Annotated in this window: 14 protein-coding genes; 1 reads left to right on the forward strand and 13 read right to left on the reverse strand. The window is 38.5% G+C overall.

Features of this window, described 5'->3' with window-relative positions; translation table 11 throughout:
• Window positions 1-3: 3 nt before the first annotated feature.
• The 3 genes from I6U49_RS11605 to I6U49_RS11615 form a co-directional block, all read right to left on the reverse strand.
• Complete coding sequence (locus I6U49_RS11605; RefSeq protein ID WP_232804703.1) at window positions 4-405, reverse strand: hypothetical protein; 402 nt, start codon at window positions 403-405, stop codon at window positions 4-6.
• 208 nt (window positions 406-613) lie between these two features.
• Window positions 614-1,633, reverse strand: coding sequence for a phenylalanine--tRNA ligase subunit alpha (gene pheS / locus I6U49_RS11610; protein ID WP_193711954.1), 1,020 nt, complete (start codon window positions 1,631-1,633; stop codon window positions 614-616).
• 66 nt (window positions 1,634-1,699) lie between these two features.
• Window positions 1,700-2,056 carry a hypothetical protein gene (locus I6U49_RS11615; RefSeq protein ID WP_193711980.1) on the reverse strand — a complete coding sequence of 119 codons (357 nt, stop codon included), beginning with the start codon at window positions 2,054-2,056 and terminating at the stop codon, window positions 1,700-1,702.
• Window positions 2,057-2,197: 141 nt separating this feature from the next.
• On the opposite strand from I6U49_RS11615, the gene I6U49_RS11620 reads away from it, so the two are divergent.
• A complete protein-coding gene (locus I6U49_RS11620; RefSeq protein ID WP_198628804.1) occupies window positions 2,198-2,743 on the forward strand; it encodes a CvpA family protein in 546 nt (181 codons plus the stop codon).
• A gap of 50 nt (window positions 2,744-2,793) precedes the next feature.
• On the opposite strand, the gene I6U49_RS11625 is transcribed toward I6U49_RS11620, so the two are convergent.
• The 10 genes from I6U49_RS11625 to I6U49_RS11670 form a co-directional block, all read right to left on the reverse strand.
• A complete protein-coding gene (locus I6U49_RS11625; protein WP_198628806.1) occupies window positions 2,794-4,353 on the reverse strand; it encodes a SulP family inorganic anion transporter in 1,560 nt (519 codons plus the stop codon).
• A gap of 203 nt (window positions 4,354-4,556) precedes the next feature.
• A complete protein-coding gene (locus I6U49_RS11630; protein WP_198628808.1) occupies window positions 4,557-4,811 on the reverse strand; it encodes a hypothetical protein in 255 nt (84 codons plus the stop codon).
• A 114-nt stretch (window positions 4,812-4,925) separates the two neighbouring features.
• Window positions 4,926-5,675 (reverse strand): SH3 domain-containing protein, encoded by a 750-nt coding sequence (locus I6U49_RS11635; protein WP_198628810.1) that lies wholly within the window; start codon window positions 5,673-5,675, stop codon window positions 4,926-4,928.
• A 1-nt stretch (window position 5,676) separates the two neighbouring features.
• Window positions 5,677-7,431: a BatD family protein gene (locus tag I6U49_RS11640; RefSeq protein WP_198628811.1), complete on the reverse strand. Its 1,755-nt coding sequence runs from the start codon at window positions 7,429-7,431 to the stop codon at window positions 5,677-5,679.
• Between the two features lie 58 nt (window positions 7,432-7,489).
• On the reverse strand, window positions 7,490-8,380 hold the full coding sequence (locus I6U49_RS11645) for a tetratricopeptide repeat protein (RefSeq protein WP_198628813.1): 891 nt from the start codon (window positions 8,378-8,380) through the stop codon (window positions 7,490-7,492).
• 103 nt (window positions 8,381-8,483) lie between these two features.
• Window positions 8,484-9,530, reverse strand: a complete 1,047-nt coding sequence (locus tag I6U49_RS11650; protein WP_198628815.1) for a VWA domain-containing protein — start codon at window positions 9,528-9,530, stop codon at window positions 8,484-8,486.
• Between the two features lie 18 nt (window positions 9,531-9,548).
• Window positions 9,549-10,553: a vWA domain-containing protein gene (locus tag I6U49_RS11655; protein ID WP_198628817.1), complete on the reverse strand. Its 1,005-nt coding sequence runs from the start codon at window positions 10,551-10,553 to the stop codon at window positions 9,549-9,551.
• An 8-nt stretch (window positions 10,554-10,561) separates the two neighbouring features.
• Window positions 10,562-12,187, reverse strand: a complete 1,626-nt coding sequence (locus I6U49_RS11660) for an LPXTG cell wall anchor domain-containing protein (RefSeq protein WP_198628819.1) — start codon at window positions 12,185-12,187, stop codon at window positions 10,562-10,564.
• A gap of 5 nt (window positions 12,188-12,192) precedes the next feature.
• The gene (locus tag I6U49_RS11665) at window positions 12,193-13,059 is read right to left on the reverse strand and encodes a DUF58 domain-containing protein (protein ID WP_198628821.1); all 867 of its coding nucleotides are present in this window, start codon (window positions 13,057-13,059) and stop codon (window positions 12,193-12,195) included.
• A 120-nt stretch (window positions 13,060-13,179) separates the two neighbouring features.
• The gene (locus I6U49_RS11670; protein ID WP_198628823.1) at window positions 13,180-14,184 is read right to left on the reverse strand and encodes an AAA family ATPase; all 1,005 of its coding nucleotides are present in this window, start codon (window positions 14,182-14,184) and stop codon (window positions 13,180-13,182) included.
• Between the last annotated feature and the right edge of the window lie 69 nt (window positions 14,185-14,253).

The following is a 14,253-nucleotide window of genomic DNA, read 5'->3' on the forward strand; positions in this document are numbered from 1 at the left end:
GGTTTATTCGGCTAGAATCCCTCTATTGGGAATAATAGGAATTTCACGTAATGCCTTTTCGTTTACGCTATTTTTTCTGAATATATATTTCTTTTCAAACATTTTACCACCAGCGAAAAAAGTTACCTGAAACTGGTTGTTCAATTTTAGAACTTCTTCTTGAAGAAATTCAATTTTCGCAAAAGATTTAGAAGGAAGCTTTTCCAGCTTATGGCGTATAACAGAGGTCTGTTTTTCATCATCGTAACCTTTGCTTACAATTAGAGCCATTTCAATGGTCTCGTCTCTATTGTTTATAAGATAGGCATTCCACTCTTCTACTTTAAAAGATTCATTATAAACCTTTTCAGCGGCTACGTACACCTCTTCTACTACGGGTATGTCAATATCTTTTTTCACTGGCATTCAACCTTATTTTTAGGCTTTTTTCAACAAATTTTGGGAAGAAAGCCTAACTGCTTATAAAATATTTCCTAATGTAATTTCAATTATTTCTACTGCTATTAAAATAATGACAACCGCAAGGGCAAGTACCCCTAAAATAATTAACCCAAGCTTTTTCATAGTTACAATTATTATAATCCCAGGCTATCCCAGGCTATGGTTAAAGCAGCTAGAACGACGATTTAAATTGCTCTAAAAACCTAATATCGTTCTCATAAAACATTCTAATATCCCCAATTTGATACAGCAACATAGCTATACGCTCTATTCCCATACCAAAGGCAAAACCTGAATATTCCGTAGGGTCTATATTACAGTTTTTAAGCACATTTGGATCTACCATTCCACAACCCATAATCTCTAACCAACCTGTTCCTTTTGTAATTCGGTAATCGGTTTCAGTTTCAAGGCCCCAGTAAATATCAACCTCGGCACTTGGTTCAGTAAATGGGAAGTAAGAAGGTCTCAATCTAATTTTAGACTTTCCAAAAAGCTGCTTTGTAAAATAGAGCAAAGTTTGCTTTAAGTCGGCAAAACTCACATTTTTATCAATATATAAACCCTCTACCTGGTGGAAAATACAATGTGAACGTGACGAGATGGCTTCGTTTCTAAAAACGCGTCCCGGAGAAATAGTTCTAATTGGCGGTTGATTGTTTTCCATATATCGCACCTGCACAGAGGAAGTATGGGTGCGCAGTAAAATATCGGGATCTGTTTGAATAAAGAAAGTATCCTGCATATCACGTGCCGGATGGTACTCAGGAAGGTTAAGGGCTGTAAAGTTATGCCAGTCGTCTTCCATTTCCGGTCCTTCAGAAACATTAAAACCTATGTTGGAAAAAATCTCAATAATTTGATTCTTAACAATAGAAATAGGATGCCTGGCTCCAATTTCGATAGGCTCGCCGGGCCTTGAAAGATCTCCGTAAATTCCTTTTTCTTCCTGCTTGCTTTCCAGGTTTTCTTTTAAGGCTGCAACTTTAGCTTCTGAAGCTTTTTTAAGGGCATTTATAGTTTGCCCAAACTCCTTTTTCTGTTCGTTTGGCACTTGCTTAAAAGACGCGAAGAAATCGTTTAAAATCCCCTTTTTACCGAGATATTTAATTCTGAATGCCTCTACTTCTTTGGCCGACTCGGTTTTAAAAGCTTCTACTTCAGCTATATGTTGCTTAATTTTATCTATCATGAGATCTTTTTCTTTTCAAAAGGGCAAATTTAGTAAAAATGTAGTTTTAGGCAGCACATAGCTACTTTAATCTATATATTGATTATTGATAAAATAATTTACAATGGCCTCTTTCATTAAAACCGATTGTTCTCCCGGTTTAAGACTGGGCAACTGTTCTAAAGTTTTATAATGCGGCCATCCATCTTCATCAAAATAATCAAACTCATAATAACCATAAGGTTCTAACAAACGGCAAATGGCAATGTGCATTAGGTCTATTTTATGGTCTTTTTTAAACCTCCTATGCGGCTGCCCTAATTCCTGCACACCAATAACATAAATTATCGCATCCAAATCCATTAATTCCCCATCGGCAAACTGATAAGAAAGTTTCTTTTGCAAACCCTCCCATCTATCTTTCAAATTTTCGTCTCGTGTCATGCCACAAAGATAATATCTTCCTTTTTGAAATGAAGCCATACCAGGACTTAAAATATTTGGCCTTATTCTTCATGCTATCTCTAGCCCTATTTGTCACTGCATGCCTAAAGACCACCACCGGTATTTTACTATATTTGAAAAATGAACACAATAGATATTGTCCTGGCCCTGATTCTGCTTTACGGACTCGTTAGAGGCTTTTTTAGAGGGATTTTAGCTGAAATTGCCTCTCTTGTGGGTATAGTAGCCGGAATTTACGGGGCTATTCATTTCTCCTATATTTTAAGTGATTTCTTTGCTGAAAATATGAACTGGGATTCAGAATACGTAAACCTAATTGCATTTGCCATCACCTTTATCCTTATTGTATTCCTAATCTCACTAGCCGGTAGAATCTTAACTAAAGTAGCCGGTTTTGCGGCATTAGGCATTGTAAATAAACTACTGGGTGGCGCTTTCGGACTGTTAAAAATGACATTTATTGCCAGTGTAATAATTATGTTTTTTGCTGCTACGAACGAAGATATTAATCTGGTTAGCAAAGAAAGCCTTGAGAAATCAAAGCTGTACAACCCGGTTAAAGTTATTGCTCCTATGCTGCTCCCTTCTATTCTTCGGGAAGCAAGAGACAGGAAGATACTAGATAAAGAAGGTGATCTTTTTGAAAATAAAAAAGAGGAGGCCTAGCCAGGAAAACCTCCTCTTACCACAAACAAAGTTGTTTCTAGCTCCCGGGGTTATACCGGTACGTCCAACCCGAAATACCTCCTGAAACTATTGGGATTTGTAACTTCCCCTTTACCAGATACCAGTTTAATAGTAATATCCTTACGTTTGGCTTTTATTGCAAATTCATCTAAAATTTCAAGAACATCATAATCCAGCACCTTAGTTTGCCTAACATCAATTAAAACGCTTGCCCCTTTTGGTATTTCATTTAACTCCCTTAAAATGGCTCCTTTATTTAAAAAAGAAAGTTCTTCGGCAAGGGTAATTTTATAATTACCATCATTAATATCGTACCCCTCTTTATGTAAAAAGTGGGAGTTCTTGTAACTATTAATTAAAATAACACCTATACCTACAGCAAGACCCAGCCCTATTCCCATAAGAAGGTCTAAAAACACCACTCCAAGAATTGTAATTATAAAAGGAAGGAACTGACCTTTCCCTAATTTAAACATCTGTTTAAATAAAGCCGGTTTAGCCAACTTGTAGCCTACCAGTAAAAGTACGGCGGCAAGAACGGCTAAAGGAATCATATTTAATACCGTTGGAATAGCAATAATAGAGAACAGAATTAGGAAACCGTGTAAAATGGCAGACATCTTTGTTCTTCCTCCAGACTGTGCATTTGTTGAGCTTCTTACAATTACCTGAGTAACCGGTAAACCTCCAATAAGTGCCGATACCATATTACCAGCACCCTGTGCATAAAGCTCACGGTTGGTATTTGTAGTCCTTTTTAGCGGATCTATTTTATCTATAGCTTCTACACTTAATAGAGTCTCTAAACTGGCAACTATTGCTATAGTTATTGCAACCACCCAAACTTCGGGGTTAGTAATTTCTGCAAAATTGGGTATAGAAAATTGTCCAAAAAAAGAAGCTGCACTATCGGGTACAGGTACAGAAACCAATTGAAAATCTTTAATTCCAAAAGTAGGCCCATCTACCACAAGATAATAAACCACCCCCATAGCAACAGCAACTAAGGGACCGGGGACAATACTAAAAATCTTGCTTTTTTTAGTAAGTACTTTTTCCCATAACAATAGAATCCCCAGGGCAACGAAACTAATTAGTAAAGTACCATAATGAAGGTTATCAGCAATATTCGCCAGGGCAGCACCAATACCGCCGTCTATAGAAAAAATCTCCAAATCGGCCGAAAAGCCAAGCACATTTGGAATCTGGGAAATAGCAATGGTAATACCAATACCGGCAAGCATCCCTTTAATTACCGAAGAGGGGAAATAATATCCAATTATTCCCGCTTTTAAAGCTCCCATAATAATTTGAAGAAGTCCGGCTATTACAACAGCCACTAAAAATATTTCATAGCTACCAAGAGATTGAATAGCTCCCAGTACAATTACAGCCAGGCCGGCAGCGGGACCACTTACCCCAAGTTGAGAGTTAGAAATACTTCCCACCACAATACCACCAACCATACCGGCAATTAAACCGGCAAATAATGGGGCTCCACTGGCAAGGGCTATTCCTAAACATAATGGAATGGCCACAAAAAATACTACAATACTCGCCGGAAAATCTTTATTTAAATGTTTAAACATAAAACGCTTTTTTATTTTGAAGATCAAAACATTTCAGGATCACACCTTTAAAATTAAGTTTAGGCATGCCTGAATTGACCTATTAGTCTAATTTTAAAAAATAATTGAATAGAATTTTATCCTGCATGTACAAGTAAATCACAGCAGGCCCTTTGCAAAAATTGCATAAGCTTTATAAAAATTCAGAAAAGGTTTAAATTAGATTAGGCCTGTTTGGGCGGCGGGCAAATAACATCCAAAAAAATGCTGGGATAGCTATGTGAATAATAATCTTTTATAAATGTATTCCTCTGTAGGTATTGTATGCTGGCATAATTAGAATTATGCTTTTCCAAATTGAATTCCAGATTGATTTGATTTTTAGAAGAACTCTCTTCTTCATTTACATTAAAGGCAAACGATATGTCTACAGAATTATCAATATAGGCCACAATGGTTGGAGTAGCAATAAATGCCATAAAAATAAAACTTAGAATGTAGGCCCACATTTTCATAGCGGCAAAAATAATGAGAAATGTTTTTAACTAAAAAGAAAAAGTCATACTTTAATGTTAAACTAATATTGATACAATTTATAGTTGCTTCAAATAATCGCCTTCTATCCAGCCCTGGGTGCCGTTAGAAAGCTCTATTTTAAACCACCCCTGATAATCTTCCAGCACCTTGGTTTTGGTTCCGGCATGAAGACTAAATGCCGCATCGCCCCTTTGTGAAGGTTCGTTTCTTACCGGGGCTTCGTCAGCAAAAATAATCGCAAATTGATTATTAAACTGAATTTCCTGTTGCTGAAATGCGAAAAAAACCGACATACCCCCTAATACGAAAACAAACATCGCCAGGCCAAAGAAAATGCGTTTTTGTAAAGATGTCCTGCTAAAATAATATAGTAAAAACAAAACCACAAAAATCACCGATAAAGCAATAGCTATAAAGGCCCAAGTATTGTATGAGAAAGTAGAGATAAAGCTATTAATAGTCTTTTGAAAACCGGTTTTCTCGCTTACCGGAATATCATCAATAGTCATGCTTCGTGCAAACTCTATATTGTTTTGTACATCTTCATCAGTAGGGTCCAACTGGAGCGCCTTCTCAAAATAATAAATGCTGGGCGCTACATTATTTAGCTTATAGTATGCATTTCCCAAATTATAATAAACCGCTACCGAAGTCTCTCCGTTTTCAAGGATCTTTTCGTATTTGCTTACCGCAGTTTCAAAATCGTTATTGGCATAGGCTTCATTGGCCTCTTCAAAAAGCGCTGTATTTTGGGCCTGCGCCAAAGAAGATAAAAATAGGAGCAATATCAATACCTGTTTTTTCATACTACAAATCTTTATCAAGTTTTGAAATTACCCTCACCGCTTTATCATAATCTTCGTGCTGCGCTGTATTAGAGGCAGGTGTATAACGGGCAAACTCGCAACTTTTTAATACCGCTATAAATTCTGCTGAAGTTTCACTGGCTACATTTTTTTCATTCAAAATCTCTAAAATCCTTTCTTTGCTCATTTCAGAGGTTTGTATATGTAACTTCGCCTTTAAGTAATTATGCATAGCCCGCTCTAAAGCCTCATAGAAACTTTGTTGATCACCAAGGTTCTTCTTTGCTTCCGAAAGATATTTTCGAGCCAGTTTATCGGCTTTCTTCCTTTTGCTTCCGGTAACATCGGCTGCTTTGGCCTCTCTTCTTTTTCCGAATAAAACAACTAGCGGAATTGCAGCAAAAGGCAGAACTAAAGACCCCCAAAAGGTCCAGGACCTAAAAAATGCCTGCTGCTCTAAAGGTTTTAAATTAGTAGCTGTTTTTATAAACCTAAACTGCTCTGAAGGAAGGTTTAAAGCTTGCTTATTGTTTCCTGCAATAGTATTCCCCCCCGCCAACGCTGGGCCTTCTTCTACGTCTATTATAATTTCCTGGGAAGACAGGCTCTTATAGGTTTCGGTTTGTGGGTCAAAATAAGAGAAATTAAGGGGTTTTATAGGATATTGCCCTTTTCTTGTTGGCACAATGGTGTAGTTGTCTATTATACTTCCCTGTTTCCCATTAAGCGTAGTGGTTACGTTTTCTATTCTTTCGGGACTATACATTTCTAATGAAGAAGGTACTTCCAGCGCCGGTAATTCAAATAAATTTAAATTTCCGTTTCCTCTAATTTCCACTTTGGCCTCTAAAGATTCTGAAGCTTTTAGTTGGTCTTTATTCGTACTTACATTCAGGCTGAATTTTCCAACCGCACCGGTAAATCCGGCGGGTTTGTTCCCCGGCAAGGCTTTTACATCTATGGTTCTGGTGCCGGCTGCCACCGTTTTATTGATGGTTTTATAAATCCTACTTCCAAAAATATCACGCCTGTCACTGGGCACATCTACCGAAACCGACAAGGTAAGTGGCTCTAGCTCCAATTTTCCGGTTTTTTGCGGATAAAGCACTGCTTTTTTAAGGACTACATAACGATAAGGCTCTCCCTGATATTCTCCATTTTCGGGCCTTAATTCCCTTATTTCGATATTCTGACTCCAAAAATCTTTAAACTTAGGACTATCTACCTCTCTAAAATTACTCACGCTAATTCGCGGACTCACATAGAGTTTATAAATTACCGTAATCCCTTCATTTAAATAGGGTGTTGCATCCGAAACTTCTGCCACCAAATGTAAATTATCTGAAGCTATTAATTCTGAATTATCCCCATCCATAGGCTTATCTACCGCTGCGGTTACCTGGATATCTATGGGTGTTGTTTTATAAACCTTGCCATCTACGGTAATTTCGGCCTGGGCAATGGTTTTATTACCCCTTGAGTTAGGTTGTAAGTAATAGGAATAAGTTTTGGAATAGGTGCGGTTTCCATTAATCCAACGGTTACTCACCGCCTGGTTTGGCCCACCAACCACGGTAAATCCATCAAAAGAAGGTGGACGAAAGTTATCACCATCCTGGTTCATCTCAAAATCTACCCTAAGACGTTCGTTTACCCCTAGTTTATTCTTGCTCACTTTAGCCTCGAATTTCACCTGGGCCTGCAAACCAAGGCCGGTAAAAAATATAACACTGAGTATTAAAAATTTCAACTTCATCTGTAAAATCCCTTTCTTTAAGATAAGTATGATTTTGGCAAGAAATATATCAAAAATTTTACCAATCTTTTTCAGATTTCACTTTGGCACCTTTTTGTTTTTCTGCATTTATTTTATCCTGTACTTTTCTTTCTTCATTGTTCATTGCCTGTAGCAAACGCTGTATTTGCTCTGGAGACAACTGTCCTTGCGCCGGCTGAGGTTGGGCTTGTTGAGGTTGTTTATCTTCTTCCTCCTGGTCACCCTGCCCGTCGTCTGGCTGTTCTTTTTCGTCCTGGTCGCCTTCCTGCTCTTCCTGATCTTTATCTTGTTGATCCTTATCTCCTTCGTTCTCTCCTTCTCCCTGATTCTCCTGATCTTGATTCTCCTGGTTTTCTTTATTTTCCTGATCCTGGTTTTGATCTTGATTCTCCTCGTCCTGGTTCTCCTGGTCCTGATTTTCGTTATCGCCTCCGTCTTGGTTTTGATCTTGTTGCTGCTGTTCCAGCATTTTTTTAGCTAAGGCCAGATTATACCGGGTTTCATCATCGGTAGGGTTATTTCTTAAAGCATCCTTGTAAGCCTCAACAGCTTCCTGATATTTTTTCTGCTTCATAAAAGCATTTCCAAGGTTATGGTTTGCTTTGTGTTTTGCTTCTTTTGTATCGGCAACCTCGGCAGCCTGCTTAAATCGTTGTGCTGCCTGCGGTGAATTTTCGCGGGTATAATACATATTTCCCATATTATACCTGGCAGTACTGTTTTCAGGATCTTTTGCGATGGCTTTCCTGTAAGCAGCTTCTGCTTCGGGAAAATTGTTTTCACCAAGGGCTTCATCGGCCTCCTTCATAAATTGTAATGCCTCTTTCCGGGCTTGTTCTCTATCTTTATCGCTTTGTTGTTGGGCAACAACCTGAAATGAAAACAAAAAGCCAAGAATTAAAAATACACTAGCTCTTAGAGAAGGCATAAGGTGTACTGAGAAAAGGGACAATTTGAGTTTAGGGCAAAATCCCAAAACCTTCAAGCCGCTATTATCGAGTAATATGTGTCTTAAAGAACCTTTCATTAGCTCACTCCCCCGTTTTTCTTTTTTCGTTGAATAAATTAAGTTTTCTAATCCAGCCGGTTTTACCTTCCAGCATAAATATATCTAACAACAGCAGTAAAATTGCCAAACCAACAAACCACTGAAACTGCGATTTATAATCGGCAAATTGCTTGGCCTCAAATTCTGTTTTTTCAATGCCAAGTAACTCTTCCTGCACTTTCTCGGTAACTTCTGCAGTGACACTCCCATCGATATATTGACCATTGGCCTCTTTTGCAATCTCTTGAAGAACACCGGGGTCTAACCTGGTTATTACCGTTTCTCCCTGATTGTCTTTTTTATAATTTTGAACTACACCATTTCTTTTTATAGGGATAGGCCCGCCTTTGGTTGTACCTACTCCAATGGTATAAATTCTAATCCCGGCCTCTGAAGCCTGCCTGGCCATATCTTCAATATTTCCTCCATGATCTTCCCCATCACTAAGAATAAACATAACCCGGTTGGTTTGTTGATTATCATCAAAAAAACCAATGGCAAGGTCTATAGCATCTCCAATCGCCGTACCCTGGGAAGAAATCATATCGGTATTTAGGCTCTCCAGAAACATTTCGGCAGCACCATAATCTGTGGTGATTGGCAGTTGCGGAAAAGCACTACCGGCATAAGCAATAATCCCCACACGGTCACTTCCTAAATCGCCAATAATTTGCCGAACTAATTGCTTCGATTTTTCTAAGCGGTTTGGAGCAATATCTTCTGCCTCCATACTTTTAGAAACATCTACCGCAAAAACAATATCCACGCCTTCACGCTTTACGGTTTCTAATTGCGAACCTATTTTAGGATTTACAAGTCCCATTACAAGGGCGCCCAATGCCAATAAAACCAGCAATAACTTTAGCAAAGGTTTAAAAGAAGACCTGTTAGGCGATAAATAGCTTAAAAGTTCTGGCCTGGCAAATTTAGAACGGGCGCGCTTTTGCCATATCCTAAAAATAAGGTACAACAGAAGGACCGCCGGTATAAGCAGTAAAAACCATAAATATATTTTCTCTTCTAAGATCATTAAACTTCCCTTCAAGTTTTAAATAAAACCTCTAAATACGGTGTATCTCAAGATTATTTCAAAAAGCAGTAAGCCCAATGCCAACAAAGCATAAGGCCTAAACTTTTCGGTATAATTATAATACCTGAATTCTTCAATTTCAGATTTCTCCAGGCTATCTATCTCTTCATAAATCTCTTCCAGTTTTTCATTATTGGTAGCCCTAAAATATTCGCCTCCGGTATCTGCGGCAATTTGTTGTAATAAAGCTTCGTCAATTTCTACCTTTTGAATCCCGTATTGAAATCTTCCGTTAGGTAAAATTCCAACCGGTGTTAATGCATTGCCGTTACTTCCCACTCCTATAGTATAAGTTTTAATCCCAAATTCTACTGCGAGTTCACTGGCTATTTTAGGATCTATAAACCCTGAATTGTTTACCCCATCGGTCAATAAAATAATCACCTTACTTTTGGCGTCACTATCTTTTAACCGATTTACGGCAGTTGCCAAGCCAGAACCTATTGCCGTACCATTTTGTAAAACATTGCTATACTCAATTTCCTCTATAGCCCTTAAAGCAATACTCTTATCGCTGGTAATTGGTGTTTTAGTAAAACTCTCACCGGCAAAAAGCACTAGACCAATCCTATCATTTGGGCGGTTTTCAATAAATTCGGCCCCAACTTCTTTTACAGACTCAAGTCGGTTAGGCTCAAAATCACGCGCCAGCATACTTGCCGAAACATCTATGGCCATCACAATATCTATTCCTCGAATATTGCTACTTTGCGTGGTAACATCTACGGTTCTTGGCCTTGCCATAGCAGTAATTAAGAGCGCCAAAGCCAGTAAGCGCAATACAAAAAGCACAGGTTTTAGTTTTGAAAGCAGGGATTGCTTTACTTTAAAACCTTTAACGCTAGACATTTTAAGTTCTGGAGTTTGCTTTTTACGCTTCCAGAAATACCAGGCTATTGCCGGCAAAAGCAGCAATAACAACCAGAAAAATTCCGGATTTTCGAATGTATAATTAGCAAACATTAATTAACCTAATTTTTTAATTGAACCGAATTCTCAATACGTTGTGAAATTTCTTCGGCATATTCATCTCCTTCATTAAAGACTACCATAATTTGTTGAAAACCGCCATTGGCACCAAAATTTAAAATGGCATATTCCTTTTTAATCGGCCCGCCGGTTACCGGGTTTTCAAGATTAAAAGTTCCAAACACTTTTATTCCTTCGGTATTATTTATAGTAGAAAAATCTTCCTGCTTTATAATAATATTCCTGGCCCCTCTGGCTTCCAGGGAGGTATAAATACCATCTACGGCCTTTTGCAAATCGAAATCGCCTTGTGGATTTACAGGCCCGGTAATAAGTAAGGTATATAAATTTCCTTCAAGCGTTCCCGCATCAAAGGTTTCACTCCCCAATAACATTTCCTGGAGTTCATCATTACGATCTACCGTTTTTCTTACCAAAACTTCGGGAGTGATAATGCTAACCTGGGGCGTACCGTATTCACTTCTAATCCAATCACCTTCCAGTAATTCTTTGGTTTCATTCCCTAAAACCGAATCTTTTACAAAGTCAAAACCTTTAGTATTTATAAGCACCGTAATTACCACAAGTGCTGCAACTATTACTCCCCCAAGTATTGCAATAATCTTATTTCTTCTTTTACGCTGTAGTTTTTCCTTTCGGTAATTCTCGTCCTGCATCAATTCCTCCTCGGTTGGTTCAGGAACCACCTGCCTAACATCTTTTATAAAATGTTCTACTTTGGTCCTATCGCTTTTTGCGGTAATCACATCGGGCCTGGAATTAGCAAATTTGGCCAAATCGGCACGTTTTAATAAGTGTTGAAGATTGCCTATAGACGCATCTTTTAAACTTAATTCTCCTGCTTGTTTTCTTAGTTCCAGATAAGCAATAAGCTCTGAAGTAGTGCTCTCCAGTGCCCTGTCGTAAATCTTCCTGTCCAGGTATTTCCTAACACTAAAAGTAAGCTGTGAGTAGTACTCCTTTATTTCCCTATCGGGCAATAGAGAAGAGTCGTCAAGCTGTTTTAACTCAAGCATTGCCTGTTCGTATGGAGGTAGTTCAGGCACTTCTTCCTGCTTTTTCTTTTTTCTTCTGAAGAAATAAAAAGCAACACCAAGCAATACCAGAGCGGCCAGAAGCCACCAAATCCACTTTGGAAACTCAAAGCCTTTCGGCACATCTACTGCCGGTTTTATAGGGTACATTTTCTGCCGGGTGGTATCTACCTTTACATTGGCTACCTCAAGCCTAAAAGAGTCGGTTAAATATTCCCGGTTTTGAATAATTACTTTTTGCTGCGGGATAGTGTAAGCTCCCGAATCGAACTGAGTAAGCGAATATTTTTTTAAAAGTTTAAACTTATCTTCAACCGTGGTAGTATCGGCCCCTAAAGATTCCACCATTTCCATAGGCTTGAAAGCTTGTCCTTCAGGAAAAACCACCAAATTGGTAGAATCGGTTTCTACTTCAATACTAAAGATAATTTGCTCGCCAATTTTTATGGAGGTAGAGTCTATTCCAGCATTTACTTTTGCTTGCTGGGCAAAAGACAAAAAAGGAAACAACAAGAAAAGCAGCAAACTTGCCGCCCCAAATTTAAATTTAGTTATTAAAGACTTTTCCTTCATTCTTTCTAGCCTCTTCTTTTAAAATAACCCAGTAATTTCTTCACATAACTTTCGTCTACTCGGTTATTGATCACCCCGGCACCACTAAGCGTAAAACTTTCATTAAAATAAGCTGCGCGACCTCGATAATATTCGGCATAATTCCTTCTAACCGCTTTTGAACCGGTGTTTACCGTTACTAACTCTCCGGTTTCCTCATCCAACATTTGTACAAGGCCTAAATCAGGGATTTCCTCCTCAGCCGGGTCAAAAACCCTAATCCCGGTAACATCGTGTTTATTACCTGCAATCTTTAAGGTTTGCTGGTACTCATCGTCCATAAAATCAGAAAGCATAAAAACAATGGCCTTTTTCTTCATGACGTTAGAAAGATATTTTATGGCCGCCGCTATATCGGTTTTTTTAGATTGTGGTTTAAACTCTATTAACTCCCTTATAATTCGCAATACGTGATACCGCCCTTTTTTAGGCGGAATATAAAGCTCTATTTTATCAGAAAAAAGCATCAGCCCAATCTTATCGTTGTTTTGGGTGGCCGAAAAAGCCAAAGTGGCTGCAATTTCGGTAATAACCTCTTTTTTTAGCTGATTTTTTGTTCCGAAGAATTCAGAACCTGAAACATCTACCATAAGCATCATGGTAAGTTCACGTTCTTCTTCAAAAACCTTCACAAAAGGCTCGTTATAACGAGCGGTAACATTCCAGTCTATATTTCTAACATCGTCCCCAAACTGGTATTGCCTCACCTCACTAAAAGTCATTCCACGACCTTTAAAAGTAGAATGATATTCCCCGCCAAAAACGTGATCGCTCAAACGCCGGGTTTTTATTTCAATCTTTCTTACTTTTTTTAAGAGCTCTTTGGTGTCCATTTTTTAGTGTGCAGTATGCTGTCTCAGTTTGCAGTATTCAATATAGATAAGTGGATGCAGTATACAAGTTAGTATTTAACAGTACAGCTACCAACGCAACTGGATACTGCTAACTTTTTTCTACGGAACTTCTATCTCGTTTACTATCTTGTTTACAATATCCTCTGAAGTAACATTTTCTGCTTCGGCCTCGTATGTGATTCCAATTCTATGGCGAAGTACATCTAAAACAACAGCTCGTACATCTTCGGGAATTACATACCCACGGCGCTTAATAAACGCATAGCATTTTGCAGCTCTGGCCAGGTTAATACTTCCCCTCGGGGAGGCACCAAAGCTTATTAGCGGTTTTAGATCTTTTAAATTATATTTTTCGGGATTACGGGTAGCAAAAATAATATCCAGGATATACTTTTCTATTTTTTCATCCATATACACTTCCCGCACCGTTTGCTGCGCACGCAAAATTTGCTCTATGCTTACCACAGGGTTCACCTTTGGAAATTCACCCTTTAAGTTGGCACGCATAATTAGTTGTTCATCGTTAATTTCAGGATAGTCTATAACGGTTTTCAACATAAAACGGTCTACTTGCGCTTCAGGCAATGGGTAGGTACCTTCCTGCTCTACCGGGTTTTGGGTGGCCATTACTAAAAATGGTTTACCTAAGATAAATGTTTCTTCCCCAATGGTTACCTGCTTTTCCTGCATAGCTTCCAGCAAAGCCGATTGTACCTTGGCTGGAGCCCGGTTAATCTCATCAGCCAATACGAAATTGGCAAAAATGGGTCCTTTTTTAATACTAAAATCATTTAATTTCATGTTGTAGATTAGTGTTCCCACAACATCTGCCGGCAGAAGATCTGGTGTAAACTGAATTCTGCTAAAGCTACCGTGAACAGCCTTAGAAAGCGTATTGATAGCAAGTGTTTTGGCTAAACCGGGAACACCTTCAAGCAAAATATGGCCCTGCCCTAACAAACCAATAAGCAAGCGCTCCATCATGTGCTTTTGCCCAACTATTACCTTGTTTACTTCGGTATTTAGCAAATCTACAAAAGCGCTCTCCCTCTCAATTTTTTCATTTAAACTCGCTATATCTACAGAGGCTTTGTTATCTATCATTTTATTCGTATTAAAGACCTTAAATTCGTGTCGCAAATTGGAAAATTATTAGCGTATAGGCTGTTAATG

It is taken from the genome of Salegentibacter maritimus (genome assembly GCF_016236915.1).
GTDB lineage: Bacteria > Bacteroidota > Bacteroidia > Flavobacteriales > Flavobacteriaceae > Salegentibacter > Salegentibacter maritimus.

Bases quoted from the DNA above. Each gene is read 5' to 3' on its own strand.
- I6U49_RS11605 (WP_232804703.1), bottom strand. From the start codon at position 405: ATGCCAGTGAAAAAAGATATTGACATACCCGTAGTAGAAGAGGTGTAC.
- pheS (WP_193711954.1), bottom strand. From the start codon at position 1,633: ATGATAGATAAAATTAAGCAACATATAGCTGAAGTAGAAGCTTTTAAA.
- I6U49_RS11615 (WP_193711980.1), bottom strand. From the start codon at position 2,056: ATGACACGAGACGAAAATTTGAAAGATAGATGGGAGGGTTTGCAAAAG.
- I6U49_RS11620 (WP_198628804.1), top strand. From the start codon at position 2,198: ATGAACACAATAGATATTGTCCTGGCCCTGATTCTGCTTTACGGACTC.
- I6U49_RS11625 (WP_198628806.1), bottom strand. From the start codon at position 4,353: ATGTTTAAACATTTAAATAAAGATTTTCCGGCGAGTATTGTAGTATTT.
- I6U49_RS11630 (WP_198628808.1), bottom strand. From the start codon at position 4,811: ATGGCATTTATTGCTACTCCAACCATTGTGGCCTATATTGATAATTCT.
- I6U49_RS11635 (WP_198628810.1), bottom strand. From the start codon at position 5,675: ATGAAAAAACAGGTATTGATATTGCTCCTATTTTTATCTTCTTTGGCG.
- I6U49_RS11640 (WP_198628811.1), bottom strand. From the start codon at position 7,431: ATGAAGTTGAAATTTTTAATACTCAGTGTTATATTTTTTACCGGCCTT.
- I6U49_RS11645 (WP_198628813.1), bottom strand. From the start codon at position 8,380: ATGCCTTCTCTAAGAGCTAGTGTATTTTTAATTCTTGGCTTTTTGTTT.
- I6U49_RS11650 (WP_198628815.1), bottom strand. From the start codon at position 9,530: ATGATCTTAGAAGAGAAAATATATTTATGGTTTTTACTGCTTATACCG.
- I6U49_RS11655 (WP_198628817.1), bottom strand. From the start codon at position 10,553: ATGTTTGCTAATTATACATTCGAAAATCCGGAATTTTTCTGGTTGTTA.
- I6U49_RS11660 (WP_198628819.1), bottom strand. From the start codon at position 12,187: ATGAAGGAAAAGTCTTTAATAACTAAATTTAAATTTGGGGCGGCAAGT.
- I6U49_RS11665 (WP_198628821.1), bottom strand. From the start codon at position 13,059: ATGGACACCAAAGAGCTCTTAAAAAAAGTAAGAAAGATTGAAATAAAA.
- I6U49_RS11670 (WP_198628823.1), bottom strand. From the start codon at position 14,184: ATGATAGATAACAAAGCCTCTGTAGATATAGCGAGTTTAAATGAAAAA.